Genomic DNA, 26,023 nt, shown 5'->3' with positions numbered 1-26,023 from the left:
CGCCATGGTGATCACATCATCGGCTAACCTGCACAGCCATGGGCGAGTTGACAGTGATCAGGCACGGCCAGACCGAGTGGAGCCTGTCGGGCCGTCATGCCGGCCGCACCGACGTCCCGCTGACCGCCGCCGGCGAGGCGACGGCCCGGGCGCTCGCGCCGCGACTCGCGGCCCGCCGCCGCCCGGTGGCGGTGTTCAGCAGCCCGCTGAGCCGCGCCCTGCGGACGGCCGAACTCGCGGGCCTGTCCGACGTCATGGCCGACCCCGACCTGATCGAGTGGGACTACGGCGGCTACGAGGGCCTGACGGCCGACCAGATCGAACAGTCCCGGCCGGGCTGGGACCTGTGGCGGGACGGCGTCATCCCCGGCGGAGCGGCCTTCCCCGGCGAGCAGCTCCAGCAGGTCGCCGCCCGCACGGACGCGGCACTGGCCCGAATCCGCCCCCTGCTGGCCGACGGTGACGTCGCCGTTGTCGCCCACGGCCACCTGGCCCGCATCCTCGCCGCCCGCTGGCTCGACCTCGCCCCGTCCGCGGCCGGCCTCCTCGGCCACCCCCACCCCGGCACCCTCAGCACCCTCGCCACCGAACACGGCCACCCGGTCATCGCCGCCTGGAACGTCCCGTGAGGGCAACAATCGGGTGACCGTCCAGATCGGCAGGCTGACACCATCGGGGCGTGCCCACACTGTTCCTGAGGGTCGGCCTCCCGGGGCCGGAAAGACCACGACGGCCCGCCAACTCGCCGAACAGCACCGCGCGTTGCGGCTGACACCGGACGAGTGGCTGCTCCCGCTGTTCGACCGGGCCGATCCGGGCGAGAAGCGCGACGTGCGGCTACGTCGAGTACCGGGCGCAGGCCCTGCGGGTCTCGGCGCTCGTCGTCGACAGCCGCGAGGAACGTGACGGCCGGCCGGGGCACGGCGACGTGTTCAGCGTCGCTCTGGGCTAGCCTTCGGGCTTCTCGCGCGGCCAGTTGCGCAGCGTCGCGGCGATGATGTGCGGGCGGGCCAGGTCGGCCGGGGAGCCGGTGAGGCTGACGGCGTTCCAGACGGCGGCGGCGACCTTGGGGTCGGTGGCCGCGGCTCGCATGGTGGCGCGGAAGGACTTGGCCAGGAGGGCGGCCAACGCGGGGCGGGTGCCGGGGACTTGGGGCATGGAACGGTCGGCCAGGGTGGCGAAGAGCCAGGAGAGTTGCACGGATTTCGCGGCGGACCGGTAGAAGCGGCGGGGGAGGTCTCGTGTGCCGTCGGCGAGGCAGTCGCGCAGAGCGGCGGCTTCGAGTGCGGCGACGGTCATGCCGGCGCCGTAGATCGGGTTGAGGCTGCAGATCGCGTCGCCGATGGAGATCAGGCCGTCGGGGAGGCGGCGGAGCCGGTGGAAGTGCCGGCGCACGGAGTGGGGGTACGCGAAGGAGGCGACGCCGGTGACCGGGTCGGCGTTCCGGAGGGCTTCCCACGCGTCGACGGTGGCCAACTCCTGTGCGAACAGCAGGAATTCGTCGGGTGCGGTCGGCGGGTGGTCCTGGCGGCCGAATCCGTACAGGGAGAGCACCCAGAGGTTGTCCTCCTGCTGGGTGAGGACCAGGCCACGTGGGCGTGCGGGGGTCGCGCCGACCAGGAGGGCCTTGTTCGGGCCGAGGGCGCCCGGAGGGAGCCGGTAGCGGCGGCTCGCGTAGGCCACGTCGACGCGCTGGCGTTGCTCGGTGGGCTTGTCGTATCCGAGTGCCGCCAGCCAGGTGGCGCCTCGGCCCGCCCGTCCCATGGCGTCGACGACGAGGTCGGCGTCGATGGCCTCGAAGGTGCCCGAGCGTGCCAACCGGGCTCCCGTCACCCTGGTGCGGTCGGGCGTGGTGAGCGGGGCGGTCGCTTCCCGGCCGTCCAGCAGGGTGATGTTGGGCGCCGCGCAGACTTTGGCGCGCAGGCGCTCCTCGAGGAAGGGGCGCCCGGCCTGGAGGACCGTGCCCAGCGGCACTTTGTGCAGCAGGGAGCCGAAGAACACGATGTCGACCTCGCTCAGCGCGGTGACCAAGGTGGCGCCGTCGGCGGCGAGTTCGTCGGCGAAGCCGGGGAAGAACTCCTCCAGGACGTTCGCGCCGCGGACCGTCAGCGAGTGCACGTGCGCCCCCTGCGGCGCTCCCCGCCGGACGGTGCCGTCGCCCGTGAGGGTGTCCCGTTCGACCAGGGTGACGCGGTCGTAGACCTCGGAGAGGGCCCGGGCGGCGCACAGGCCGCTGATGCCGGCGCCGAGCACCAGGGCATGGCCGGCGCCCGTCTCCGAGCTGCGTGCCAGGTTCACCGTGAGCTCCGATCTGCGAGGGGGCTGCGGGGTGCCCGTGCCCGCAAGCCGCACCGCTCACACGCGGCGACCGATTGTGCACACCAGGTGATCGAAATCCGTGACGCGGCGACCGCTACCTTGACATTGCCATGGCGAGAGCGCGTTCCTACCATCAGGCGTATCGTCAACGAGCGCTAGCAGGAAGCGGGTTCGTCCATGACTGCTGCACCGTCCACCCGCCGCCGGCCCTTCGGCGGCCTCGCGCTTCTCCTGGCCGCCGCGCTGCTCGGCGCCGCCCCGGCCGCACCGGCTGCCCACGCCGCCCCGGTCGCCACGCCGATCGCCAACCAACCGACCGCCGCACAGAGTTGGGGCGACGACTTCGACGGCCCGGCCGGATCCGCGGTCGATCCCGCCAAGTGGACGGTGGAGACCGGCGGTTCCGGCAACGGCAACCACGAGCTCCAGTACTACACGGCGGGTGCGGCGAACGCCGCGCTGGACGGCCAGGGGCATCTGGTGATCACGGCGAAGCGCAACACCGATGCGGGGCTGGGCTGTTGGTACGGCACCTGCCAGTACACCTCGGCCCGGCTGAACACCGCCCGGAGCTTCGCCCAGGCGTACGGGCACTTCGAGTCCCGGATCAAGATCCCGCGCGGGCAGGGGATCTGGCCGGCGTTCTGGATGCTCGGCAACGACATCGGCACGGTGCAGTGGCCGAACAGCGGCGAGATCGACGTGATGGAGAACATCGGCCGCGAGCCGGGCACCGTACACGGCACCATCCACGGGCCGGGCTACTCGGGCGCGGGCGGCATCGGCGCGCCGTACTCGCTGCCGGCGGGGCAGTCCTTCGCGGACGACTTCCACGTCTTCGCCGTCGACTGGAGCCCGTCCGCCGTGACCTGGTCGGTGGACGGCCACGCCTACCAGACCCGTACCCCGGCCGACTTGGGCGGCAACCGCTGGGTGTTCGACCACCCGTTCTTCGTGATCCTCAACCTGGCCGTCGGCGGCGACTGGCCGGGCAGCCCGGACGGGTCGTCGGCCTTCCCGCAGACCATGGTGGTCGACTACGTGCACGCCAGCACGTCGGGCACCGGCCCGGTGCCCTACACCGGCCGGATCACCGGCCCGGGCGGCATGTGCGTGGACGTGGCGGGGGCGTCCAGTGCCGACCGCACGCCGATCCAGTTGCACAACTGCACCGGCAGCGCCGCCCAGCAGTGGTCGGTCGGCAGCGACGGCACCGTTCGCGCCCTCGGCAAGTGCCTGGACGTGGACGCCGCCTCGCACAGCGACGGCGCGGCGATCCAGCTGTACACCTGCAACGGCACCGGCGCCCAGCAGTGGTCGTACGGCAGCGGCCGCGCCTTCGTGAACACCGGCTCCGGCAAGTGCCTGGACTCCCCCAACGGCTCGCCCGCCGACGGCACCCGGCTCCAGCTGTGGACCTGCAACGGCACGCCCGCCCAGCAGTGGACGCTGGGCTGACGCGACCCCCGCGCGACGGTTGACGTACCGTCACTGCTCGGACGGCACTTGGCTGAGCGGCGCGGCCAGCGACTCCAGGCTGCGCCGCTCGGCCTTGACGCCGATCAGTGCCTCGACCAGGCCCGCCAGCGTCATCAGCGCGGCGCCGATGCAGAACGCCAATGTGGCGTCGCCGACTTGGCCGCTGGAGACCAGGCCGTTGAACAGCAGCGGGCCGGAGATACCACCGGCGGCGGTCCCGACGGCGTAGAAGAACGCGATGCACAGCGCTCGCGTCTCCAGCGGGAAGATCTCGCTGACGGTGAGGTAGGCGGCGCTGGCCCCGGCGGAGGCGAGGAACAGCACGGCCGTCCAGCAGGCGGTCATGGTGGTGGCGTCCAGCGAGCCGCGCTGGAACAGCCAGGCGGTGCCGAACAGCAGGACGCCGGAGCCGATGTAGGTGCCGGCGATCATCGGTTTGCGGCCGACCGAGTCGAAGAGGTGGCCGAGCAGCAGCGGGCCGAGGAAGTTGCCGACGGCGATCACCGCGAAGTAGTAGCCGGTGTCGCCGGCGGGGACGTCGAAGAAGGTGGTGAGGATCGCGGCGTAGCCGAAGGTGACGGAGTTGTAGAGGAAGGACTGGCCGATGAACAGCGCCAGCCCGAGGACGGTGCGGCGCGGGTAGTGCGCGACCAGGGTGCGGGTGATGGTGCCGAAGCCGATCGGGCCGCGCTCGCGGATCCGGATCGGTGGTTCGTCCACCGGTGGCAGGGGTTCGCCGGTCTCGCGTTCGACGGTCCTCTCGGCCTCGGTGACGATCTTCTCGGCCTCCCGGCGGCGGCCGTGGGTGATCAGCCAGCGCGGGCTCTCCGGGACGTGCCGGCGCACCAGCAGGATGACCAGGCCGAGCACCACGCCGATGCCGAAGGCGAGCCGCCAGCCGACGTCGGTGGCGAACAGCGCGGTGTTGAGCAGGGCGATCGAGGCGAACGCGCCGATCGCCGCGCCGATCCAGAAGCTGCCGTTGACGATCAGGTCGATCCGGCCGCGGACCCGGGCGGGGATCAGTTCGTCGATGGCGGAGTTGATCGCCGCGTACTCGCCGCCGATGCCGAAGCCGGTGAAGAAGCGGCACAGGAAGAAGAACCAGGCGGTCCAGGAGAGTGCGGTGACGGCGGTCGCGGCGAGATACACCGCGAGGGTGACCATGAACAGCTTCTTGCGGCCGAGCCGGTCGGTGAGCCAGCCGAAGAACAGCGCGCCGCAGCAGGCGCCGGCCACGTACAGCGCGGCGGCGGTGGTGGTGACCTGGGCGGTGCTGATGGCGATGCCGCTGCCGGGTTCGGCGAGCCGGGCGGCGAGGTTGCCGACGATGGTGACTTCCAGGCCGTCCAGGATCCAGACGGTGCCGAGGCCGATCAGGATCCGCCAGTGCCAGGGCGACCACGGCAGCCGGTCGAGTCTGCCGGGGACGTCGGTCTCCACGGCCACGGTGGACTGGCGTTGCGGTGCGGACATCTCGGCCTCCGTCGAACCGTCCCGAACATCCGGCGGTTCCGAACGTACCGTCAGCGCGTCTGCCCAGCTGCGTCCCCGGCGCCCACCTGGCCGACCGCCGATCAGCTCAAGGTGGACCGAACGAGCGCCGTGGAGAGCCGGGCCAGGTCGTCGGGGCGGACCAGCGCGGCAAGCGCGTCGGGCTCGCGCGGCAGGCCCAGACCGGCGGCGGCGGACAGGGCGCGGCGGTCGAAGAACGGGCGCAGCTCGGGCCAGAGCAGCTGGGCCTCGCGGCGGAAGATGTCCGCGCCGACGGGGCCGATCCGGGGCACCTCGCGCAGCAGCCGGCCGATCGCGGCGGGGTCGCGTTCGGCCTCTTCGCGCAGCCGCCGCAGGTCGCCGTGCCAGCGTTCGGTGACGAGTGCGGCGCCCTCGCCGAGCGCGGTGGCGGTGCTCTCGTCGTACCGGACGTAGTGGGCGCGGCCGAGCGCGTCGACCCGCTGCTGCCAGCTGGACCCGGTCATCGCGCGGGGGGTGCGCAGCCCGTCGGCGAACAGCTCGCGGGCGGCGTCGGCGGCGGTGTCGGCGCGGATCCGGATCGCGCACAGCTGGGTGAGGACCAGCAGTTGGTAGAGCGGCGCGGGGGTGTCGCGCAGCCGGATGCCGGCCTGCTCGGCGTACGTGGTGCCGTGCCGCTCCAGCAGGTCCTGGACGGTGGTCATTGGGGTGGCCGGGCCTCCAGCCGGTCGGCCAGTATCCGGGTTTCGAAGCGGGGCTGTACGGCGGTGGCGGGGCCCTGTACGGGGTGGCCGTCGCTGAGCCGGAACCGGGACTGGCATTCCGGGCACTGCACGCAGCCGTCGATCAGTTCGCCGTCCGAGAGCGATCCGGCCGTGTGGGTGCAGCGGTCGGCGAGGACCGTCCAGCTGTCGTCGGAGCCGTGCACGACGAGCACGGCGACCTCGCCGAGCCGGCGGCGCACCGGGACCTCTTCGGGGAACTCGGCGGTGTCGCCGAGCGGTTGCCAGTCGGGCGGTGCGAGCCGGAACTCGGCCTCGGCGTGGGCGGCGCCGGCGGCGTGCCGGTACGCCAGGTGTCCTCCGAGCCCGGCGGCGAGGCCGACGAGGGTGGTGCCGCTCAGCCCGAGCACCCGGCCGCGCAGCGGGTGGCCGTGGCAGCGGGCCCGCAGCGAGCACCCGTGCAGGATGGCGCCGGCGGCGGCGCTCGCGGCGTGCACCAGGCCGAGGCGGCGCTGGGCGGGCGGCAGCCGGGACCAGTCCACCCAGCCGGACCAGAAGACCGGCGGCAGGCTGATCAGCCCGACGGCGGTCAGGGTGCGGGCGGCCCGGTCGTCGCCGCCGGTGAGGTCGAGCACTCCGGCGGCCAGCCAGCAGCCGATCGGGGTGTCGACGAGCGCCGGGTGCAGCGGGTGGCCGAGCGGGACGCCGTGCAGCACGTCGCGCACCCGGCCGAGCGGCAGGGCCTGGATGAAGTCGGCGAGGCGGTCGGCGACCGGGTCGAGGAACGTCCAGTGGGTGGGGGCGTCCAGCCAGTCGGCGGGGCCTGAGCAGCATGCTCTGTCCATGTGGGGCGGCTGTCCGTTGTGGCGGGCCTCAAACCTGGCCGGCCGCGAACCCGGGGTCCTCATTCGACGCCACGCTCCTCGATGAAGGACTTGAACCGTTCCAGGTCGCCGCGGACCCGTCGGTCGATGATCCCCGTGGTGTCGGCGGTGTGGTGGGCCATCCCCTGCCGGTCGTAGTCCATCGCGAGGCGCACCTCGCAGCGGTCGTCGGCGAGCCGGGCGAAGCTGACCATGCCCATCTGGTCGGTGTCGCCGCCGACGGTCCGCCAGACGATCTTCCGGTCGGGCTGCCGGTCGACGGTCTCGGTCTCGAACTCGCGGCTGACGCCGGAGATCCTGGTGCGCCAGTGGTTGTGCCGTTCGTCGAGCGGGGTGACCTCTTCGACGCCGTCCATGAACTGGGGGAAGTCCTCGAACTGCGTCCACTGGCTGTAGGCGGTGTGCAGTGGGACGTCCACCTCGACGGTCTCCTGGATCATGGTCATGGCTGCTCTCCTCCGTCTCTCGTCAGGTCGTCCCGGTCGGGTGTGCGGCCGGTGCGGGTGGGTCGGACGCGTGGTCCGACGTGTCGTTCGTGGTGCCGAGGACCGTGCCGAGGACCTCGACGGCGATCAGGCAGGTGTCGTCGTCGGTGTCGGCCACGCTCAGTTCCAGGGCCCGGTCGAGCAGGGTGTCGAGGTCGGCGGCGGGTTCGGCGAGCACCTGGGCGAGGTGGTCGAGCGCTTCCTCGACGGACTGGTCGCGGCGTTCGATCAGGCCGTCGGTGTACAGCACCAGGATGTCTCCGGGCCTCAGGGTGTGCCGGGCCTCCTCGTACTCGGGGTCTTCGGCGGCGCCGAGCAGGATGCCGTGCGGCATGGGCAGCGGGCCGACGGTGCCGTCGCGCAGCAGGAGGGGCGGCAGGTGGCCCGCCCGGGCCCAGTGCAGGGTGCGGGTGTCGGGGTGGTAGCGGGCGCAGACGGCGGTGGCGGTGGCGTCGGTGAGGTCGGCGGCGGCCTCATGGAGCCAGCCGAGCAGGCGGCCGGGCCCGGCGCCGGTGTAGGCGAGGCCGCGCAGCGCGTTGCGCAGGGCGACCATGCCGGTGGCGGCCTCGACGCCGTGTCCGGCCATGTCGCCGACCACCAGCAGCGCGGTGCGGTCGGGCAGCAGGGTGGTGTCGTACCAGTCGCCGCCGACCCGGTCGCGCTGCGAGGCGGGCCGGTAGCGGACGGCGGCGCGCAGGCCGGCGCTCTCCAGCGGCGGCGGGGCGGGCGGCAGGATGGCCTGTTGCAGGCGCAGCGCGAGGCGGTGGTTGTCGGCGGCTTCCTGCCGGGTGTCGGCGAGGCGTTCGGTGGTGGCGGCGAGCGCGGTCTCGGTCCAGTGCTGGGCGGAGACGTCCTGGTAGGCGCCGCGGACGGCGGCGGTGTGCCCGTGGGCGTCGAGGACGGGTTCGGCGACCAGGCGCACGTAGTGGGTGTAGCTGCTGAGGTGTCGCATCCGAAAGACCGCGGAGTCGGCGCGGCCGTGCTGGACGGCGGAGTTGACGACCCGGCGGACGGTCTGTTCGTCGTCGGGGTGGACGTGCGCGGCGAGGGCGGCGAGCGGGACGGGGGCGGTGCCGGCGGGCAGGCCGAGCAGGTCGGCGGTGCGCGGCGTCCAGTGGATCTCGCCGGTGCGCAGGTCCTCCTCGAACCCGGCGAGGTGGCTGAGGCGTTGGGCGGCGCGCAGCAGGTGGTCGGTGCGGTCGGTGCCGGCGGCGGGCTGCCAGCTGACCAGCAGGCGGTTGCCGTGGCGGGCGGCGGCGAGTTCGAGCAGGACGGGGGCGGGGGTCTGACCGGCCAGGAAGGTGAGGGCGAGGCTGTCGTGGTGCTGCGGGCGGCCGGTGGCGTGCACTTCGAGCAGCAGGTCGAGCAGGCCGTCGGCGCAGGCCAGTGGGTAGGTCTCGGTGAGGGTGCGGCCTTCGAGGCGGTGCGGGGGCCGGTCGGCGAGGTCGGTGAAGGCGGCGTTGACCCGGGCGAGGCGGAAGTCTGCGGGGGTGCCGTGGGCGGGTTCGGGGTCGAGCAGCGCGGCGGGGGCGAGCGCGGCGTCGAGGGCGCCGGTGTCGGTGGGGGCGGGGCCGGTGGTGGCGAGCCCGGGGTCGGTGAGGGCGAGCGCGCAGACCTCGGCGATCGTTTGCAGGCGGCGGCGTTCGGCGGTGGTGGGGTCGCCGGGGCGCTCGGGCCAGGCGAGTTCGAGGACGGCGGCGGGCCCGTCGGCGCGGTGCACGGGCACGGCGAGGCGGTAGGGGGCGCGGGCGGCGCCGAGGGTGGCGGCGACCGGGCCTTCGGGGCCCTGGGTGGTGCGCTGTCGCAGGGCGCGCCCGGCGGGCGTGTCGAGGCCGGGCGGGACGTGTCGCCAGTCGGCGCGTTCGGTGTCGCCGAAGCCGGGTGCGGCGGCGGGGTGCAGGACGCCGCCGGGGCGGGCGGTCCACAGCACGGCGGCGGTGGCGGCGACCATGGCGGCGGCCTGGGTGAGGGCGGACTCGACGGTGGGTTCGGGCGGTCCGGGCAGTCGGTCAGGCGGCCGGTCGGGCGGTGCGGTGGCGGCGGGCGTGGTGTCGCCGTCGGCGGGGCCGGGCAGCGTGGTGAGGATGTCGGCGGCGAGTTCCTGCGGGGTGAGCCGGGCGCGTTCGGCGAGTGCGAGCAGTTGGCTGCCGGCTTCGGCGGGTCCGCAGCCGAGCCGTTCGGCGAGGACGCCGGTGGCGAGGGCGGTGAGCGGGCGGGCGGCGAGGGCGGCGCGCAGGTCCTCGGTCTCGTCCTGGGCGTGGCGCAGCCGCAGGGCGAGCAGACGGCGCGGGTCGGCCCCCGCGCGGTGCTGCTCGCAGTTCTTCGACACGGCGTCAACTCTCCAACCAGTGCTGGACGGTGGCGATCAGGTGGTTGGTGTCGACGGGTTTGGTGAGGTGGTCGTCGGCGCCGGCGGCGAGGCTGCGGGCGCGGTCGTCGGGCATCGCCTTCGCGGTGACGGCGATGATCGGGAGGGTGGCGTGTTCGGCGCTCTCGCGGATCGCGGCGGTCGCGGCGTAGCCGTCGAGTTCGGGCATCATCAGGTCCATCAGCACCAGGTCGGTCTCGGGGTGGGCGCGCAGCATGGCGAGTCCGGTGCGGCCGTTGGCGGCGTGCAGGGCGGTGGCGCCTTCGAGTTCGAGGGCGGTGCTGAGGGCGTACACGTTGCGCGAGTCGTCGTCGACGACCAGGACGGTGCGGCCGGCCAGTCGGCCCGCGCGGGCGGGTGACGGGGCGGCGGGTGCGGCGCCGGGCGGGCCGGCGGCTTCGCCGGAGCGGGGTTCACCGGTGCGGGGTTCGGCGGCGCGGGGTTCGGTGGCTTCGGGTGCGGGGGCGAGCCGGTCGGGCAGCAGCAGGGTGAAGCAACTCCCTTCGCCCGGTACCGATTCGGCGCTCACCGCGCCGCCGAGCAGCCGGGCGAGTTCGCGGCTGATGGACAGGCCGAGGCCGGTGCCGCCATATTTGCGGCTGGTGGTGCCGTCGGCCTGCTGGAAGGCGCCGAAGATGGATTCCAGGTGGTCCGCGCCGATGCCGATGCCGGAGTCCTGGACGCGGAACGCGACGGCGCCCGACTCCCGCTGCCCGCCGGGAAGTTCACCGGTCCGGGCGGGTTCGACGGTGAGTTCGACGAAGCCGCGGTCGGTGAACTTGACGGCGTTGGAGAGCAGGTTGCGCAGGATCTGCCGCAACCGGGCCTGGTCGGTGCGCAGTTCGGCGGGCGCGCCGGGCGCGGCGCCGATCCGGAAGTCGAGGCCCTTCTCGGCGGCCAGCGGGCGGAAGGCGGTGTCGACGTAGTCGAGCAGTTCGCGCAGCGGGAACCGTTCGACGGTGACGTCGAGCTTGCCGGCCTCGACCTTCGACAGGTCGAGGATGTCGTTGATGAGTTGCAGCAGGTCGGAGCCGGCCGAGCGGATCACCTCGGCGTACTCGACCTGTTTGTCCGTCAGGTTGCCCTCGGAGTTCTGCGCGAGCAGCTGGGCGAGGATCAGCAGGCTGTTGAGCGGGGTGCGCAGCTCGTGGCTCATGTTGGCCAGGAACTCCGACTTGTACATCGAGGCGGAGGTCAACTGGCGGGCGCGGTCCTCGAGTTCGCGGCGGGCCTGTTCGATCTGCAGGTTCTTCGCCTCGATGTCGCGGTTCTGCGCGGCCAGCAGTTCGGCCTTCTCGCCGAGTTCCGCGTTGGAGCGCCGCAGTTCCTCCTGGCCGTCGACCAACTGCTCGGACCGGGCCCGGAGTTCGGCGGTCAGCCGCTGCGACTCCTGGAGCAGTTCGTCGGTGCGGGCGTTGGCCAGCAGGGTGGCCAGGGTGGTTCCGATGTCCTGGGCGAGGCGTTCCAGGAAGTCCCGGTGCAGGTCGGTGAAGTGGTGCAGGGTGGCGACCTCGACCACGCCCAGCAGCCGGTCCTCCATGGTGATCGGCTGGATCAGCAGTTCACGCGGGGGTCCGGAGCCCAGCGCGGAGCCGATCTCGGCGTAGCCGGGCGGCAGGTCGGTGAGGGCGATCGGGCGGCGGCTGCGCCCGGCCTGGCCGATCAGCGACTCGCCGAGGCCGAACCGGCGCGGGGTGTCGCTCGCCCGGTGGCCGTAGGCGGCGGCCCGCACCAGCACCGGCCGCCCGGCGCCGGCCCGGGCCGCGCCGTCCTCCGTCAGGTACTCCTCGGAGAGGTAGCAGGTGCCGTACTGGGCGTTCAGCAGCGGGCAGAGTTCGTCCATCAGCAGTTCGGCGACGGCGGCGGGCTCGCGGCGGCCCTGGATCAGGCCGGTGAGGCGGGCCAGGTGGGTCTTCAGCCAGTCCTGTTCGCGGTTGGCCCGGGTGGTCTCGCGCAGTGACTCCACCATCACGTTGACGTTGTCCTTCAGGTCGGCGACCTCGCCGGACGCCTCGACGGTGATCGACCGGGTCAGGTCGCCCGCGGTGACGGCGCCGGTGACCTCGCCGATCGCCCGCACCTGCCGGGTCAGGTTCCCGGCGAGTTCGTTGACGTTCTCGGTCAGGCGTTTCCAGGTGCCGGAGACGCCCTCCACCTCGGCCTGCCCGCCGAGCCGGCCCTCGGTGCCGACCTCGCGGGCCACCCGGGTCACCTCGGCGGCGAACGAACTGAGCTGCTCCACCATGGTGTTGACGGTGTTCTTGAGTTCCAGGATCTCGCCCCGGGCGTCCACGTCGATCTTGCGGGTCAGGTCGCCGCCGGCCACCGCCGTGGTCACCTGCGCGATGTTGCGGACCTGGCTGGTCAGGTTGTGCGCCATGAAGTTGACGCTGTCGGTCAGGTCCTTCCAGGTGCCCGCCACGTTCGGCACCCGGGCCTGGCCGCCGAGGATGCCGTCGGTGCCGACCTCCCGGGCCACCCGGGTCACCTCCGCCGCGAACGCCGACAGGGTGTCCACCATCGCGTTCAACGTACGGACCAGTTCGGCGACTTCGCCTTCCGCCTCGACGGTGACCCGGCGCGACAGGTCGCCGCGCGCCACCGCCGTCGCCACCTGGGCGATCGACCGGACCTGGCCGGTCAGGTTGGACGCCATCACGTTGACGTTGTCGGTCAGGTCGCGCCACGTCCCCGACACGCCGCGCACGTCCGCCTGCCCGCCGAGCATGCCCTCGGTGCCGACCTCGCGGGCCACCCGGGTCACCTCGCCGGCGAACGAACTCAGCTGCTCCACCATGGTGTTGACGGTGCTCTTCAGTTCCAGGATCTCGCCCCGGGCCACCACGTCGGTCTTCCGGGTCAGGTCGCCGCGGGCCACCGCCGTCGCCACCTGGGCGATCGAACGGACCTGCGCGGTGAGGTTCCCCGCCATGAAGTTCACGCTGTCGGTCAGGTCGCGCCACGTCCCCGACACGCCGCGCACGTCCGCCTGCCCGCCGAGAATGCCCTCGGTGCCGACCTCGCGGGCCACCCGGGTCACCTCGGCGGCGAACGAACTGAGCTGCTCCACCATGGTGTTGACGGTGTTCTTGAGTTCCAGGATCTCGCCCCGGGCGTCCACCGCGATGGTGCGGGTCAGGTCGCCGCGGGCCACCGCCGTGGTCACCTGCGCGATGTTGCGGACCTGCGCGGTGAGGTTGCCGGCCATCGCGTTCACCGAGTCCGCCAGCTCCCGCCACGCGCCCACCGCCTGCGGCACCTCGGCCTGGCCGCCGAGCATGCCCTCGGTGCCCACCTCGCGGGCCACCCGGGTCACCTCGGCGTTCAGCCGGGACAGCCGCTCCGCCATGTCGTTGTAGACGCCGGAGATCTCGCCCAGCACCCCGGGCGCGTTCGGCAGCCGCAGCGACAGGTCGCCGTCCCGCACGGCTGTCAGCCCGGCCAGCAGCCGGCGCAGCGCCACGCCGTCGGACGTGGGCCGGGGCGCCGCGGGGTGCCGCGCGTCGGCGTGCTCGGGCTCGGGCTCGAATTCGGGCTCGGGCTCGGGTTCGGGCCGTGCGGGCTCCGGTGTGCGCGGGTCGGGCGCGCTGTCCACGTCACCACCACCTCGGGTCCGGTCAACGGCGCCGGGCCCGCCGGGTGAGGCGGGGCCCCGGCCGTTCACTGACATCTCTTCCACTGTGGCACCGTCGCCGCCAGGGTTCCGCCGGGGGGCGGATCGTCTCCAGCCACACCCGTTTGCCGCCGCCGGGAACCGGTTCGCTGCCCCAGGCCGCGGCGAGCCGGTCGACCACCCGCAGACCGTGGCCACCCGGCCGCGCGGGCACGTGCGGGGCGCGCAGCACCGGCATCCGGTCGTCGCCGTCGCACACCGCGACCCGCAGCAGCGGCCCGCACCTGGTCAGTTCCAGCGCGTACGGGCCGGACGCGTGCTGGCAGGCGTTGGTGACGAGTTCGCCGGTCATCAGCAGCACGTCCTCGGCGGCGGCCCGGCCGACGGCGTCGCGCGCGGGCAGCCAGCCCCACTCCAGCAGGGCGAGGCGGGTGAACTCCCGGCTGCGGGCGACCGCGCCGGGCGCGGCAGTGAGCGGCAGGCGGCGGCGCTCGGTGCGACCCTCGACGGGCCGGCCGCTCATCGCTGCTCCCCGTGCCTCTCCGCGCCGCCCGGCTCCGGACTCGCGGCACTGTCCGAAGACGCGGCAGAAGGCTCGGTACTGTTCGAAGGCTCGACACCGCCGGACTCAGTACCGCCCGAAGGCCCGCCACCGCCCGGCGGCGCTGCCGGCCTCTCATCGCTGCTCGCCGGCGCTGCCGCGTTCCCGGCCGGCCCGTCGGTCAGCGCGTCCTCGACGGTGGGCCGCACGGCCAGCACCTCGTCCGCGCCGGTGATCTCCAGTATCTGGAGCATCACCCGTCCGGGAGCGGCCACCAGCAGCGGGACGCCCGCCTGCTGGAGGGCGGCGTTCGCCCGCAGCAGCAGGTTGAGGCCGGTGGAGTCGCAGAAGTCGAGGCCGCCGCAGTCCACCACCAGCCGGGCGGGCGGGTCGGCGACGGCCCGCTCCAGGGCTTCGCGGAGCGGGCCGACGCTGTCGTGATCGAGTTCGCCCTCGGGGCGCACCACCAGTGCGCCGGGGGGACGGCGCAGGGTGACGGTGAGGAGGGCACCGATGGCAGTCCGGGCGTCCACGGTGCGAACACCTCCTGCCGACGGTAGGGTTTCCCGCCCTGAGGCGGCTACGGTCCGCGCGGCTACCCGGCTGGGCGAGGCTCAATCACGCGCCGTGTCCGTGGTGCCGCGCGTCCCGCCCTCGATCTGTTCGCGCAGCCCGGTCAGGGTGGCGGTGAGGATCCGCGAGACGTGCATCTGCGAGACGCCGATCTCGACGGCGATCTCGCTCTGGGTGAGTCCGCCCCAGAACCGCAGCAGCAGCACGGTGAGTTCCCGTTCGGGCAGTCGGCCGATGAACGGCCTTGCCGCGACGCGCAGTTCGGCGAGTTCGAGTTCCGGGTCGCAGCAGCCGAGCCGGTTGATCAGCGCGCTGCCGGTCTCGTCGGACTCGTCGTCGCGCAGCGAGTCGAGCGAGTCGCAGCGGCACAGCCGCCCGGCGTCCAGCCCTTCGGCCGCCTCGGCCTCGGTGACGTGCAGTTCCTCGGCGAGTTCGGCGGTGTCGGGCAGCCGGCCGAGGTCCTGTTCGAGCCGGTCGGAGGCGCGGGCAGCGGCCAGGTAGCGTTCCTGGACGCTGCGCGGGACCCGCAGCGGCCACGAGGTGTCGCGGAAGAATCGTTTGATCTCACCGGCGATGGTCGGGATCGCGTAGGTGACGAACTCGACGCCCCGATCCGGGTCGAACCCGTCGACGGCCTTGATCAGGCCGATCGTGCCGACCTGCAGGATGTCGTCGAGCTCCTCCGGGCGGTGCCGGAACCGGGCGGCGACGAACCGCACCAGCGGCATGTTGAGTTCGATCACGGTGCCGCGCACATAGCTCGACCGCGAATCCTCGGGCGGCAGTTCGGCCAGCCGCCGGAACAGCGCGTCACTGAGCTCCCGGGCCTCGAACTTGCCCATGGCCCGCATCTCGCGCCGGGTCGGCCGGTACATCGGGTCGATCTCACGGCTGCCGCGTTCTCCGTACCGGCGGTCGCTTTCTCCGTACCGCCGGTCGCTTTCTCCGTACCGGCGGTCGTTCGGCCGGCCGGCGCGGCGACGGCGCGCCGGCCGGTGGCGGTGGGTCGTGGTGATCACTGGGAGTCATCTCCCGGGGGACGGCGGTGGGCCCGCTGTTGCTGTCTGCCGGGCTTCTGGTCACGGCTCCGGGCGCATCGCTGCTGGGACGCTGGGCAGCCTGCTCGGAGCGACGCTCCACCTTTACCCGATCGGCCGCGTTTGAACCCGATTCGTCCCGACCGATCCGGGTATGCGCCGACATGAACCCGTCCGGCCACGAAAGGAGAGCAGTCATGCCCGCCGGATCGAGCCCCAAACGGGAGCGCCAGTACGAACACATCAAGGAGAGCCAGCTGAAGCGCGGCGCGAGCGAGCAGCGCGCCGAGGAGATCGCGGCGCGCACCGTGAACAAGGAACGCGCCCGGCACGGCGAGAGTCGGACGGCCTCGCGCAGCTCGGTGAAGGACGTCTCCTCCGGACACCGCGGCGGCAAGCGCTCGCACAGCGGGGCCGAGGGGCCGACGTACGACCAGCTGTACAACGAGGCCCGGCAGCGCAACGTCGAGGGCCGCTCGAAGATGAACAAACACCAGCTCGAAAAGGCTTTGGGACGGTGAGCGCGATGACCATGCCGATCCCCGTCGACCCGGACGTGCGGCCGCCCGAACCGCCGGACAGCCCGCCGCGCCCGACCGATCCGCCCGGCCCGTACAGCCCGACGCCCGTGCCGCCGGACCCGGACCCGCCCTTCTCCCCGCCCGGCCCGTACGAGCCCCCGCCGCCGAACCCCGCCCCGCCCGACCCGGCGCCCGGACCCGAGCCCGCACCCGAACCCGAGCCCTCCGCTCCCCCACCCGGCGGACGACTGGCGGCCTGACGTCACGTCACTCCGCCGCGCACTCCGCTTTCGTGGCGGCGAAGAACTCCAGCAGAAGCGCGTTGACCAGCTCCGGCCGTTCCAGGGTGAGGCCGTGCCCCGCGCCCGGAACCATCTCGGCCCGGACGCCCGGGATCAGGCCGGTGACCCGGGCCAGCACCCGGCGCGGGCGCAGCAGCGCGCTGCGGGCACCGACCAGCACGAGGGTGGGGACGGTGACGGCACGCAGTTCCTCGTCGCCGAACGGCGGGGCGGCGGGACGGCCGGTGGGCTTCCAGCTGCGCATGGCGAGCATCATCGGGGCGAGCATCTCGGGTGGGGCGATCAGCGCGGGGTTGGCGAGCAGCCGGGCGAGGGCGGGACGGAAGCGGCGGGGTGCGAGCATGCCGAACAGGCCCGCGATCATGTGGAAGTAGAACCGGACCGGCACCTTCTCGATGCCGCCCGGGTCCAGCGGGGCGATGGACGCCAGCCGCCCGGGCGCGCGGATCGCCTGGTTGAGGGCCAGCCAGCCGCCGTACGAGACGCCGACCAGGTGCACCCGTTCCAGGCCGAGCCCGGCCAGCACCTCGCCGAGCCACTCGGCGTTCTCGGCCGGCCCTGGGGCGACGGCGCGCTGCACGCTGCGGCCGGGGTCGTCGAGGGTGGAGATCGCGTACACGGGATGGTGGGCGCCGAGCGCCGCGATCTGCGGGTACCAGTTGGCCGGGTGGCCGGCGTGGCCGTGCAGCAGCACGACCGGCTCCCCCGCGCCGGGCCCCGCGTAGTGGTGGACGTGCACGGTGCCGTAGGAGGTTTCGACGTCGAGGGCACTGTGCGGGGCGGGCCACAGGCCCATGGCCCGATCGTAGGCGTCGAGGAACGCGGTGCGGGCCTCCTCGTTGACGAAGTGTCCGACGCTGGTCCTGGTCATGAATCCCCTCCGGAGCTTTTGATGGTATGTTTGTACCACAAAAACGTTCGAAGGAGCCCGGATGCCGAAGCTGGTCGACCACGAGGAACGGCGGGCCCTGATCATCGACGCCCTGCTTCGCTCCGCCGCACGGACCGGCCTGCACGCCGTCACGATGCGCTCCGTCGCACAGGAGGCGGGCGTCTCGGTCCGCCTGGTGCAGTACTACTTCGACACCAAGGAGCAGCTGCTCCTGGCCACCCTCACCCGCCTCGGGGTCCGGATGGGCGAACGCGTCCGCGACCGCGTCCGGGCCACCGCCGCCACCCCGTCCCCGCGCGAGATCGTCGAAGCCGTCCTGGTCGAGGCCGTCCCCACCGACGAGGAGAGCCGCACCTTCCACCTCGTCTACACCGCGTACGCCGTCCTCTCCGTCACCGACCCGGCCCTCGCCGAGCAATCCTTCCTCTCCGCCCCGAACGAGATGGAGGCCTTCCTCGTCGCCCACCTCACCGCCGCCGCCATCACCGACCCCCAGCACGAGGCCGTCGTCCTCCTCGCCCTCTCCGCCGGCCTCGGCCTGAGCGTGCTCCTGGGCCAGCGCACCCCCGAGTCCGCCATCGCCGTCCTCCACCACCACCTGGACCGGCTCTTCCGGACGCCCTGACTCCCCCCAACAGCAGCGGTACGCAGGCGAGTTGCCTTTGCGGTCGCCGTGGCAGGATCGGATCGTGCCCTTCGATCACAACGACCACTACCACCGCCTGCTGCTGCGCCAGGTGCCGCGGAACGGCCGTGCGGCCCTGGACGTCGGCTGCGGGACCGGCCGATTCGCCCGCCGACTCGCCCAGTCGGGCCTGCGGGTCGATGCGATCGACCGGTCGGCGGAGGCGATAGCGCAGGCCCGCGCGGCGTCCGCACGGACGGCCGACCACCGGGCACTCCACTTCCGGCACGCGGACCTCACAGAGCTCCAACTCCCCCAGGGGCACTACGACTTCATCTCCTGCCTCGCCACCGTCCACCACATGCCCTTCGCCACCGTCGCCGCACTGCGCGAGGCACTGGCGCCCGGCGGCGTCCTGGTGATCCTGGGCTGCTACCCCGAGAAGACCCGCCGCGACTGGGCGTGGAGCCTGGCGGCCGTACCCGTCAACGCCGCCGCCCGGCTCGCCGTGGCAGCCGCCGAAACGCTCCGCCGCCGCCAGGCTCCACCGGCGGGCACGGCGCCGGTCGCCATGCCGACCATGCCCCTGCACGAGATCCGCCGGGAGGCCGCTTCGCTGCTGCCCGGGTGCCGCATTCGCCGCCTGCTGTTCTGGCGCTACCTGCTCGTCTTCCGCCAGGGCGCCTGACCCCACCCGGCCTGCCCGGAAGGGGAGTTCGCGGATCCGCTACCTTCCTCCCCTGGAACGGACCACCATCCTCGGCAGTCTCGCCGCGAGCGGAACCGACACCAGCCCGGCCCGCAGCGGTTCACCGAACTCGCCGCCGAACTCGGCCTACCCCTCGCCGACCTGTACGCCGTCGCCGGCCACCCGGTCCCGCCGGAACTCCTCCCCCCGCGGCGCGACGCCAAGGTCATGGACCGGTTCTCCTACCGCGTCAGCCACTGCAACCACGCGCAACTCGTCGCCCTGGAGGCCTTCGTCCGCTCACTGCCCCGCATCGCCGCGACGGAGCGCGGTACGGCCTGAGCCATTTCCCGCCCAGACCGGCTTCGCCGCCGCGCTCGGCACGATGATCCACAACCGCGGCTTCGGCCTCCGCGAACTGCCGTTCATGGGCCTGTCCCGCAGCACCCTGCCCAGCATGGTGGAGAGCTGGGAGCCGAGTCCGCACCACAGGTACCAGCTGTGCGCCATCGCGGGCCCCCTGGGCTGGACGCTGCCCGACCTGTTCGCGGTCGCCGACGAGCCGTACTCCGAGGAGTTCCGCCCGGTGATGCACTGCCACCACCTCGGCCGGGTCTTCACGGCGGCCGTCCACCTGACCACCGCCCAGCTGATCGAGACCGCCACCGAAGCCGACCGACTGAGCGCACGCCAGGACGAAGGCGTCTGGCAGCCCGTCTCGGACGGCTTCGCCACGGAGTGCCCGGACCTCATCTGAGGGCGCACATCCCGACACGGCCGGACACAGCGGCAGGTCACGCGTCTCGGCCGGGCCCGGTGATTGAGCGGGGGGCCACCGGGCAGACGCCGCGTGAACGGAGCAATGGAGCACGCGAAAGGACGTGGACCCATGCTGCTGCTCGGACTCCTCCTGTTCGCCGCGTCCGGTGCGTTCGCCGGACTGCTGATCGCCGAGAACCTGGGCGGCGGACCCGAGACGGCCGTGACGATGTTCGGTCACCAGATCGCCACCATCAGCACCCTGGGCGCGTTCCTCGCCGGAATCGCCCTGACGCTGATCTTCGGCGCCGGCCTGCTCCTGATCCGCGCGGGCCTGCGCCGGCGCCACCACTACGGCCACCGCCGCAGCCACCCGGCCACCACCACCACCACCGACCCGCTCGGCACGGGCACCATCGACCCGACCACCGGCACCCAGTCACGGGGCAGCCACCGTTACGACCAATGAGCGCCGGGCGCACGAACTCCCCCGCCGCGCGCCCCCTCAGGTAGTTCCCGCCGGTCCGCGCAGTTCGCGGAACACCCCCCAGCCCACCGACAGCACCGGCACCGCGACGGCCGCGCCAACGATCCCGCCCAGCGTGCCGCCGGCGGCGACGGCCAGAGCGATCGCGACGGGGTGCAGGCGCACCGCCCAGCCCATCACCAGGGGGTGCAGGATGTGGCCCTCCAGCTGGCCGATCACCACGATCAGGGCGAGCACCACCAGCGCGGTCACCGGTCCGCGGGTGGCGAGTGCGACCAGCGAGGCGACCGCGAGGGCGATCGGCGAACCGATCAGCGGGATCAGCGCCGCGACGAACTCCAGGCCGGCCAGCGGCACGGCGAGCGGCACGCCGAGTACGGCCAGCACCACGCCGACCAGGACGGCGTTGGTGCCCGCGACCAGGAACAGGCCCCGGGTGTAGCCGGCGAAGGTCCGCCACCCGGCGCGGCCGCCCCGCTGCCACAGTTCGCCGGTGCGGGCGGGCAGCAGGGACGTCCCCCAGCTCCACATCCGTTCGCCGGAGTGCGTGAAGAACACCGCGCAGAACAGTGCCAGCGCGGCGCCGGCCGCTGCCTCCACCACCCAGCCGGCGCCGGTGACGGCCGTGGACAGCACGGCCTGCCGGTGCGTGCTGAGCAGTTGGCCGAGCCGGTGCCGCAGGTCGCCGAGGGTGCCGGCCCGGGCGTGGAACGGCGGGCCCTCCAGCCAGTGCTCCAGCCGGTCCAGGCCGTCCCGCACCTGCCCTCCCAGCTGCCCGGACTGGGCCTGGGTCACCACCGCGATCAGCGTCCCCACCGCGGCGAGCAGCAGCATCGCGCCGAGCACGGTGAACAGCACCGCGAACGCGCGCGGCATCCGGCGGGCCAGCAGATCGACGGGCGGGCGCAGCACGGCGGTGACCACCAGCGCGACGAACACCGCCACCACCGGCAGCAGCAGCCGACTGACGATCAGATAACCGGCGTACCCGGCCACCGCGATGGCCAGCAACCGCCAGGCCCGTCCGGCCATCCGCTCCAGCCCGCTCGGCCGCCGGGGCACCTCGGCGCCGCGCGCGGCCGCCGGCCGCCCCGACCTGGCCGGGCGACTGCCTCGCGGCGCACGGACGTTGCGCTCGCGCGGCCCACCTGCGCGTCCGGCCATCACACTCCCGCCTCCCGTCCGCCCGGACCCGCCGCAACCCGCACGCCGGCCCGCGCCTTCACCACCCGCCACCACCACTACTACCCTCGCCGCCCCGGGCCCGCTCGCAGCACATCCGCAGGACAGCCGCACCGCCCCCCGTTTCCGCCCCCCGCTCGCGGGCAGACGCCCGAACGGGCATCGACGCAGCAGGAGGTGGACACCATGGCGCAACTCAGCGTCCCGATCGTCTGCGGACTCTCCGGCGACCTGGCCATTCCCGCCCTGCAAGTGGTCGCCCTGCTGCGCGCACTCCCCGAGGAGTGGCAGGACTGGGCGCAGCGCGACGACAACGAACTCGACCCGGTGACGGCCGCAGTGTTCGCCAGCCTGGTCCGCCAGCTCGCCGACCAGATCGACCTTGCCTGCATCGAGATCGCCAGCGAGGGCTGAACGGGTCGGTCCGCCCACCAGGAACCGTCCGTCCGGGGCCGCGCGCGCCACCGCAGGCGCGCTACCGCAGCGCGATGCGGGCCTTCAGGATGGGGCGCAGGCGGTCGACACTCGGGTGCGGTCCGCGGCCTTGACCAGCCGGCCGCCGTCCCGGAACCACCGCCAGGGTGTCTCGACCCCGCCATCCGCCAGCACGCGCAGCAACGCGTCCCAGCCTTCGATCGCCGGGCCCAGCACGTCGGCGATCTTGTCGCGCGTCGGCTCGGCGTCCGGGTCCGTGAACGGGTTCGTGAACGGGTTCGTCACGCTGCGAGGTTGACCCCGGGGCGGTCTCGCGGCGCAGCCGGAGAGTGCGGTTTCCGGTTCGCGGAGGCGGGCAGGCGCATCCGCGAGGGGTTGGGACCGCGACGAAGAGGTGCTTGACGATGGCGACCGACCTGGAGCTGGACCTGTTGGAACAGATGACGACGGATCACGACGTGCTGCGGGTGCGCTTCAGTGAGCTGGCGGGCCTGCCGCTGGGCGATCCGCGGCGGAACTGGCTGGCGCTGCTCACCGCCGACGGGCTGGTGCGGCACCTGGCGGCGGAGGACGAGTACCTGTACCCGATCGCGCGCAGCGGCCGGCCGGCCCGTGACGACACGGTGGACCACGGCCTGCGGACGCACGCGGTGCTGTACGAGCTGGTGCGCGAGTTGCGGGCGACCCCATCCGGCTCGGCCGAGTTCGACCGGCTGCTGGCCCGGCTGATCGAGGAGGCGACGGGGCACTTCGGGGTGGAGGAGGCCCAGTTGTTCCCGACGGTCCGCACCCACGCCACCCCGCTCCAGCTGGCGGCCCTGGGCGAACAGGCCCGCGACACCGAGCGGACCGCCCCGCCGCTCTCCAGGGCCGTTCTGCCGCGCGACACCCTGCCCCCGGACGACCTGGTCGCACCCGAGCTGACCTGGCACGAGCGGATGCACCGCCGGTTCCGCTTCGGCGACATGCGCGAGGGCTGACCGGGGCGGCACCAGCTCGCAGAAGAACCGCCGGGCAGGCGTCGGTCCGGCTGACCGGTCCGGCTCGCCGCCGTGCCGGTGAGCCGGACCGGCGGGGACGCAGGCGCCGCCCGGCGGGTCGGGGAATCCGGGGCCGGGCGGCGCAGTACGTGGTCCAGGCCCCGCCGGTCCCGGCCGGCCGGTTTGCCGGGTGGCGATCGTGGTGAAACGCGCCGCGGGGGCCGGATCGACCGCGGAGCGGAGAGTCGAGATGAACGAGCTGAACGAGGTCGTGGTCGCCTTTCTGGCGGCACCCCGAGGAACGGAGCAGGTCGAACTGACCTCGCCGTGGCAGGCGGTCGCGGACCGCGGCGGCACGCCCCGGCTGGTGTCGACGAAACCCGGGAGGATCCGGGCGTTCCACCACCTGGACCGGGCGGACGCCTTCCCGGTGGACGCGGTCGCCGCGGACACCTCGGCCGCCGACTTCGACGCGCTGGTGCTGCCGGGGGGCGTGGCGAACCCGGACTTCCTGCGCACCGACCGCCACGCCGTGGACTTCGTCAGCGGCTTCTTCGCGCGCGGCAAACCGGTCGCGGTGATCTGCCACGGTCCGTGGACGCTGATCGAGGCCGACGCGGTGCGCGGCCGCACCTTGACGTCCTGGCCGAGCCTTCGCACGGACCTGGTGAACGCCGGTGCGACCTGGGTGGACCGGGAGGTGGTGGTCTGCGTGGACGGGCCCAACACGCTGGTGTCCAGCCGCAGGCCGGACGACCTGCCCGCGTTCGAGCGCGCCCTGGTCGACGCCTTCGCCGGCCGCCCGGCCGCGGGCTGAGCCGACCCGTACCGAAGCCCCGTCAGCCGAGTACGCCCGCGAGGGCGCGGGTGAGTACGTCCTCGAACGGGTCGCGGGGGGCGGCGGGGCCGGGGGTGGTGAAGAGGGCGGCGATCCGGGGGTGGCCGCCGTCGGTGGCGAGGTGGCGCAGGTAGGCGGTGCGGTGGGCGGCGTCGTCGGCGCGGGCGGCCGTCTCGTTCTGGGCGAACAGGGCGGTGAGGCCGCCGAGCAGGGCGAACGCCTCGACCTTGCGGGACGGGGCGGCGGGGTGGTCGGCGAGCACGGCGAGGACGTGTTCGAGCAGGTCGGCGCCGTGCGGGCCGAGCGTGGGGCGGCCGATGACGAGGGCGGGCAGCCAGGGGTGGCGGCGCATGATCTGCCGGGCCTGGCGGGCGACGGTGAGCAGGTCGGTCTGCCAGTCGCCGGTGGGCGCGGGGAGGTCGTACTCGGCGGCGGCGCTGTCGGTCATCAGGTCGAGGAGTTCGTCGCGGGTGGCGACGTACCGGTAGAGCGAGGCGGCGCCGGTGCCGAGTGCGGTGGCGACGCGGCGCATCGAGACGGCGTCCAGGCCTTCGCGGTCGGCGAGTTCGACGGCCGACGCGGTGATCTCGGCCCGGCTGCGTTCGGCCGGGCGTCCGGCCCTGGCCTGTTCGGGCCGCAGCCAGATCGGGCCGTCCTGCCGCTGCGTCACGTTGCGCCTCCGGGGTGGGTGTGGCGGCCAGCCTACCTATCGCGTACGGTGTTCGCGAACGCTGTACGCGATACAGTCGGGGAGGAGACAGATGACCACGACAACGCGTTACACGTACAACGGCGAGGTACCGATCGCCTACCAGGACCTCGGCGGGACGGGCGGCGAACCGCTGCTGCTGGTGATGGGCCTCGGCACCACCCGGTTCTGGTGGCCGGACGGCCTGGTCCGCGAACTGGTCGCACGCGGCTTCCACGTGGCCGCCTACGACCAGCGCGACGCCGGCGAGTCCGGACGGGTGACCGCGCCGCCCGCCAGGCACCCCGTCACCGCACTGCTGCGCCGCACCGCGCCCGCCTACCGGGCCGAGGACCTGACGGACGACGCCGTCGCCGTGCTGGACGCACTGGGCTGGCCCCGCGCCCACCTGTTCGGGCACTCGCTGGGCGGGCTGGTCGCCCAGCGCGTCGCCGTCCGGCACCCGCAGCGGGTGCTCACCCTGACCTCCTCCGCGGCGATGCCCAGCGACGCGGGCGCGCTCGGCGCGCTGCGCCACGTCTGCCCGGGGCCGGTGCTCCGACTGGCCCGGCTGCACCACCCGGAGACCCCCGAGGGCAACCTCGCCCTGGCGGTCGCGCTCGCCCGGATCCTCGACGCTCCCGAACGCGCCGTCGGGCCGGACGACGTCCGGGAGTTCGTCGAACGGGAGGCCGCGCACGGCCTCGCCGGGTTCCGCGACGCCCAGGCGCAGAGCCGGCAGATCGGCGCGAAGTGGTCCGGCGGGCCGCTCGCCCGGATCGCCGCACCGACCCTCGTCCTGCACGGCGAACGCGACCCGCTGCTGCGCCCGTCCGCCGCCCGCGCCCTCACCGCCGCCGTCCCGGGAGCCCGCCTGCGCGTCATGCCGGGCGCGGGCCACCTGCTCACCCGCGAACACTGGGCGCCGTACGCGGACGAGCTGCGCGCCCACGCGACGCGCCGGTCCGTTTCGGCGGTCAGCCCCGCAGGCGGTGCGGCGGCCCGTCGAGAGTGAGCGCTCCGTCGGCGCGTGCGCGGGGCGTTCCGTCAGAGTTCGCGGAGCGCGGGCAGCAGCTCGCGCTCCGCCCAGTCCAGGTACGCGGGTTGGCTCCCGCCGCCGATCTGGATCAGCGCGAGCTCGTCGAACCCGGCCTGCACGAACGGGCGGACGGCGCCGAGGAAGTCCTCCGTCCGGTCGCCGCAGGGGACGATCCGGGCGACGTCCTCGGGGCGCACGAACCGGCTCGCGGCGGCGAACGCGGCCGGGCCGGGAAGTTCGGCGTTGACCTTCCAGCCGCCGCCGAGCCAGCGGAACTGCTGGTGGGCGCGGGTGACGGCGGCGTCGCGGTCGCGGTCGAAGCAGATCGGGATCTGCCCGACGGCGGGCTTTCCCGCTCCGCCGTGCTCGGCGAACCCGGTCAGCAGCGACCGTTCCGGCTGGACCGCGATCACCAGGTCGGCGAGGCGTCCGGCGAGCGCGCAGGAGGCCGGGCCGGAGACGGCGACGCCGATCGGCGGTGGCGGCTCGGGCAGATCCCACAGTTTCGCGCGGTCCACCTGGAAGTGCTGCCCGTGATGGGTGACGTACCCCCCGGCGAACAGCGCCCGAATGATCTCGACGGCCTCCGCCAGCATCTCCTGCCGCACCGCCGCGGCGGGCCAACCCCGGCCCATCACATGCTCGTTGAGGTTCTCGCCGCTGCCCAGCCCGAGCCGGAACCGACCGCCGGAGAGCAGCTGAACGGTCGCGGCCTGCTGCGCGACCACCACCGGGTGGTAGCGGAACGTCGGGCAGGTCACGTACGTCATCAGCGGCAGCGCGTCAGTGGCCCGGGCGGCCGCGCCGAGCACCACCCAGGCATTCGGGGCATGCCCCTGTTCGGCCAGCCACGGAAAGTAGTGGTCGCTGATCACCGAGAAGTCGAACCCGGCCCGCTCCGCACCCACCACGTCCGCGACCAGATCGGTCGGGCCGCGCTGCTCCGTCATCATCGTGTATCCGATTCGCACCATGGTTGCGCGTGTGCCCAGGTCACACGGGTCCGCACCCGGATCCGCCGGTTTTCCCGCCGTTCGCAGCAAGCCCGGGCACCTCGTGGAACGTTCACCACGGCCCGCGCATCTCACCCCGC

27 protein-coding genes and 1 pseudogene are annotated in these 26,023 nt (G+C 73.6%); 13 read left to right on the top strand and 15 right to left on the bottom strand.

Annotation, left to right across the window (positions count from 1 at the left end; genetic code table 11):
• The first annotated feature begins 38 nt into the window (after positions 1 to 38).
• Both ACIHEI_RS15950 and ACIHEI_RS15945 read left to right on the top strand, forming a co-directional pair.
• Positions 39 to 629 carry a histidine phosphatase family protein gene (locus ACIHEI_RS15950; RefSeq protein WP_392945632.1) on the top strand — a complete coding sequence of 197 codons (591 nt, stop codon included), beginning with the start codon at positions 39 to 41 and terminating at the stop codon, positions 627 to 629.
• A 50-nt stretch (positions 630 to 679) separates the two neighbouring features.
• Positions 680 to 834: pseudogene (locus tag ACIHEI_RS15945) on the top strand (AAA family ATPase); the annotation flags it as partial.
• A gap of 114 nt (positions 835 to 948) precedes the next feature.
• Here ACIHEI_RS15945 and ACIHEI_RS15940 read toward each other — a convergent pair.
• Positions 949 to 2,298, bottom strand: a complete 1,350-nt coding sequence (locus ACIHEI_RS15940; protein ID WP_396607006.1) for an FAD-dependent oxidoreductase — start codon at positions 2,296 to 2,298, stop codon at positions 949 to 951.
• A gap of 198 nt (positions 2,299 to 2,496) precedes the next feature.
• Here ACIHEI_RS15940 and ACIHEI_RS15935 point away from each other — a divergent pair, with 198 nt between their 5' ends.
• Positions 2,497 to 3,777 (top strand): ricin-type beta-trefoil lectin domain protein, encoded by a 1,281-nt coding sequence (locus ACIHEI_RS15935; protein WP_396607005.1) that lies wholly within the window; start codon positions 2,497 to 2,499, stop codon positions 3,775 to 3,777.
• Between the two features lie 30 nt (positions 3,778 to 3,807).
• On the opposite strand, the gene ACIHEI_RS15930 is transcribed toward ACIHEI_RS15935, so the two are convergent.
• The 9 genes from ACIHEI_RS15930 to ACIHEI_RS15890 all read right to left on the bottom strand — a co-directional run bounded on the left by ACIHEI_RS15930 (position 3,808) and on the right by ACIHEI_RS15890 (position 15,476).
• Complete coding sequence (locus ACIHEI_RS15930) at positions 3,808 to 5,274, bottom strand: MFS transporter (protein WP_396607004.1); 1,467 nt, start codon at positions 5,272 to 5,274, stop codon at positions 3,808 to 3,810.
• 101 nt (positions 5,275 to 5,375) lie between these two features.
• On the bottom strand, positions 5,376 to 5,975 hold the full coding sequence (locus tag ACIHEI_RS15925) for an endonuclease (RefSeq protein WP_396607003.1): 600 nt from the start codon (positions 5,973 to 5,975) through the stop codon (positions 5,376 to 5,378).
• Entirely contained in the window at positions 5,972 to 6,838 is an 867-nt protein-coding gene (locus ACIHEI_RS15920) for a Rieske 2Fe-2S domain-containing protein (RefSeq protein WP_396607002.1), read from the bottom strand. The genes ACIHEI_RS15925 and ACIHEI_RS15920 overlap by 4 nt, the downstream gene beginning before the upstream one ends.
• Positions 6,839 to 6,897: 59 nt before the next feature.
• Positions 6,898 to 7,323, bottom strand: a complete 426-nt coding sequence (locus tag ACIHEI_RS15915) for an SRPBCC family protein (RefSeq protein WP_396607001.1) — start codon at positions 7,321 to 7,323, stop codon at positions 6,898 to 6,900.
• A 22-nt stretch (positions 7,324 to 7,345) separates the two neighbouring features.
• Entirely contained in the window at positions 7,346 to 9,691 is a 2,346-nt protein-coding gene (locus ACIHEI_RS15910; RefSeq protein ID WP_396607000.1) for a SpoIIE family protein phosphatase, read from the bottom strand.
• A gap of 4 nt (positions 9,692 to 9,695) precedes the next feature.
• Positions 9,696 to 13,325 (bottom strand): HAMP domain-containing protein, encoded by a 3,630-nt coding sequence (locus ACIHEI_RS15905; RefSeq protein ID WP_396606999.1) that lies wholly within the window; start codon positions 13,323 to 13,325, stop codon positions 9,696 to 9,698.
• 22 nt (positions 13,326 to 13,347) lie between these two features.
• Positions 13,348 to 13,866, bottom strand: a complete 519-nt coding sequence (locus tag ACIHEI_RS15900) for an ATP-binding protein (protein ID WP_396606998.1) — start codon at positions 13,864 to 13,866, stop codon at positions 13,348 to 13,350.
• Entirely contained in the window at positions 13,863 to 14,417 is a 555-nt protein-coding gene (locus tag ACIHEI_RS15895) for an STAS domain-containing protein (RefSeq protein ID WP_396606997.1), read from the bottom strand. The genes ACIHEI_RS15900 and ACIHEI_RS15895 overlap by 4 nt, the downstream gene beginning before the upstream one ends.
• An 81-nt stretch (positions 14,418 to 14,498) precedes the next feature.
• Entirely contained in the window at positions 14,499 to 15,476 is a 978-nt protein-coding gene (locus ACIHEI_RS15890; RefSeq protein ID WP_396606996.1) for a SigB/SigF/SigG family RNA polymerase sigma factor, read from the bottom strand.
• Between the two features lie 215 nt (positions 15,477 to 15,691).
• Here ACIHEI_RS15890 and ACIHEI_RS15885 point away from each other — a divergent pair, with 215 nt between their 5' ends.
• Both ACIHEI_RS15885 and ACIHEI_RS15880 read left to right on the top strand, forming a co-directional pair.
• On the top strand, positions 15,692 to 16,015 hold the full coding sequence (locus ACIHEI_RS15885) for a plasmid stabilization protein (protein ID WP_396606995.1): 324 nt from the start codon (positions 15,692 to 15,694) through the stop codon (positions 16,013 to 16,015).
• Positions 16,016 to 16,020: 5 nt separating this feature from the next.
• Positions 16,021 to 16,275 carry a hypothetical protein gene (locus ACIHEI_RS15880; protein ID WP_396606994.1) on the top strand — a complete coding sequence of 85 codons (255 nt, stop codon included), beginning with the start codon at positions 16,021 to 16,023 and terminating at the stop codon, positions 16,273 to 16,275.
• A gap of 7 nt (positions 16,276 to 16,282) precedes the next feature.
• Here the strand turns inward: ACIHEI_RS15880 and ACIHEI_RS15875 are convergent, their stop codons facing one another.
• Positions 16,283 to 17,188 (bottom strand): alpha/beta fold hydrolase, encoded by a 906-nt coding sequence (locus ACIHEI_RS15875; RefSeq protein WP_396606993.1) that lies wholly within the window; start codon positions 17,186 to 17,188, stop codon positions 16,283 to 16,285.
• Between the two features lie 61 nt (positions 17,189 to 17,249).
• Here ACIHEI_RS15875 and ACIHEI_RS15870 point away from each other — a divergent pair, with 61 nt between their 5' ends.
• From ACIHEI_RS15870 to ACIHEI_RS15855, 4 genes are all read left to right on the top strand, one after another.
• Positions 17,250 to 17,834 (top strand): TetR/AcrR family transcriptional regulator, encoded by a 585-nt coding sequence (locus tag ACIHEI_RS15870; protein ID WP_396606992.1) that lies wholly within the window; start codon positions 17,250 to 17,252, stop codon positions 17,832 to 17,834.
• A 31-nt stretch (positions 17,835 to 17,865) separates the two neighbouring features.
• Entirely contained in the window at positions 17,866 to 18,522 is a 657-nt protein-coding gene (locus ACIHEI_RS15865; RefSeq protein ID WP_396606991.1) for a class I SAM-dependent methyltransferase, read from the top strand.
• 385 nt (positions 18,523 to 18,907) lie between these two features.
• Complete coding sequence (locus tag ACIHEI_RS15860; protein ID WP_396606990.1) at positions 18,908 to 19,279, top strand: hypothetical protein; 372 nt, start codon at positions 18,908 to 18,910, stop codon at positions 19,277 to 19,279.
• A 132-nt stretch (positions 19,280 to 19,411) separates the two neighbouring features.
• Positions 19,412 to 19,750 (top strand): hypothetical protein, encoded by a 339-nt coding sequence (locus ACIHEI_RS15855; protein WP_396606989.1) that lies wholly within the window; start codon positions 19,412 to 19,414, stop codon positions 19,748 to 19,750.
• Positions 19,751 to 19,786: 36 nt separating this feature from the next.
• On the opposite strand, the gene ACIHEI_RS15850 is transcribed toward ACIHEI_RS15855, so the two are convergent.
• Positions 19,787 to 20,932, bottom strand: coding sequence for an AI-2E family transporter (locus tag ACIHEI_RS15850; RefSeq protein ID WP_396606988.1), 1,146 nt, complete (start codon positions 20,930 to 20,932; stop codon positions 19,787 to 19,789).
• Positions 20,933 to 21,136: 204 nt separating this feature from the next.
• On the opposite strand from ACIHEI_RS15850, the gene ACIHEI_RS15845 reads away from it, so the two are divergent.
• The gene (locus ACIHEI_RS15845; RefSeq protein WP_392945598.1) at positions 21,137 to 21,364 is read left to right on the top strand and encodes a hypothetical protein; all 228 of its coding nucleotides are present in this window, start codon (positions 21,137 to 21,139) and stop codon (positions 21,362 to 21,364) included.
• An 84-nt stretch (positions 21,365 to 21,448) separates the two neighbouring features.
• On the opposite strand, the gene ACIHEI_RS15840 is transcribed toward ACIHEI_RS15845, so the two are convergent.
• On the bottom strand, positions 21,449 to 21,670 hold the full coding sequence (locus tag ACIHEI_RS15840; protein WP_396606987.1) for a hypothetical protein: 222 nt from the start codon (positions 21,668 to 21,670) through the stop codon (positions 21,449 to 21,451).
• A 119-nt stretch (positions 21,671 to 21,789) separates the two neighbouring features.
• Here ACIHEI_RS15840 and ACIHEI_RS15835 point away from each other — a divergent pair, with 119 nt between their 5' ends.
• Positions 21,790 to 22,365: a hemerythrin domain-containing protein gene (locus tag ACIHEI_RS15835; protein ID WP_396606986.1), complete on the top strand. Its 576-nt coding sequence runs from the start codon at positions 21,790 to 21,792 to the stop codon at positions 22,363 to 22,365.
• A gap of 250 nt (positions 22,366 to 22,615) precedes the next feature.
• Complete coding sequence (locus ACIHEI_RS15830) at positions 22,616 to 23,182, top strand: type 1 glutamine amidotransferase domain-containing protein (protein WP_392945592.1); 567 nt, start codon at positions 22,616 to 22,618, stop codon at positions 23,180 to 23,182.
• A 22-nt stretch (positions 23,183 to 23,204) separates the two neighbouring features.
• Here ACIHEI_RS15830 and ACIHEI_RS15825 read toward each other — a convergent pair whose 3' ends face one another.
• A complete protein-coding gene (locus tag ACIHEI_RS15825; protein WP_396606985.1) occupies positions 23,205 to 23,873 on the bottom strand; it encodes a TetR/AcrR family transcriptional regulator in 669 nt (222 codons plus the stop codon).
• Positions 23,874 to 23,964: 91 nt separating this feature from the next.
• On the opposite strand from ACIHEI_RS15825, the gene ACIHEI_RS15820 reads away from it, so the two are divergent.
• A complete protein-coding gene (locus ACIHEI_RS15820; RefSeq protein ID WP_396606984.1) occupies positions 23,965 to 24,906 on the top strand; it encodes an alpha/beta fold hydrolase in 942 nt (313 codons plus the stop codon).
• 32 nt (positions 24,907 to 24,938) lie between these two features.
• On the opposite strand, the gene ACIHEI_RS15815 is transcribed toward ACIHEI_RS15820, so the two are convergent.
• On the bottom strand, positions 24,939 to 25,904 hold the full coding sequence (locus ACIHEI_RS15815; RefSeq protein ID WP_396606983.1) for a TIGR03557 family F420-dependent LLM class oxidoreductase: 966 nt from the start codon (positions 25,902 to 25,904) through the stop codon (positions 24,939 to 24,941).
• Positions 25,905 to 26,023 lie beyond the last annotated feature (119 nt).

The sequence above is a fragment of the Kitasatospora sp. NPDC051984 genome (genome assembly GCF_044593455.1).
In the GTDB taxonomy this organism is placed as follows: domain Bacteria; phylum Actinomycetota; class Actinomycetes; order Streptomycetales; family Streptomycetaceae; genus Kitasatospora.
The sequence above is the reverse complement of the archived record's forward strand: the minus strand, read 5'-3'. Positions and strand labels throughout refer to the sequence as shown.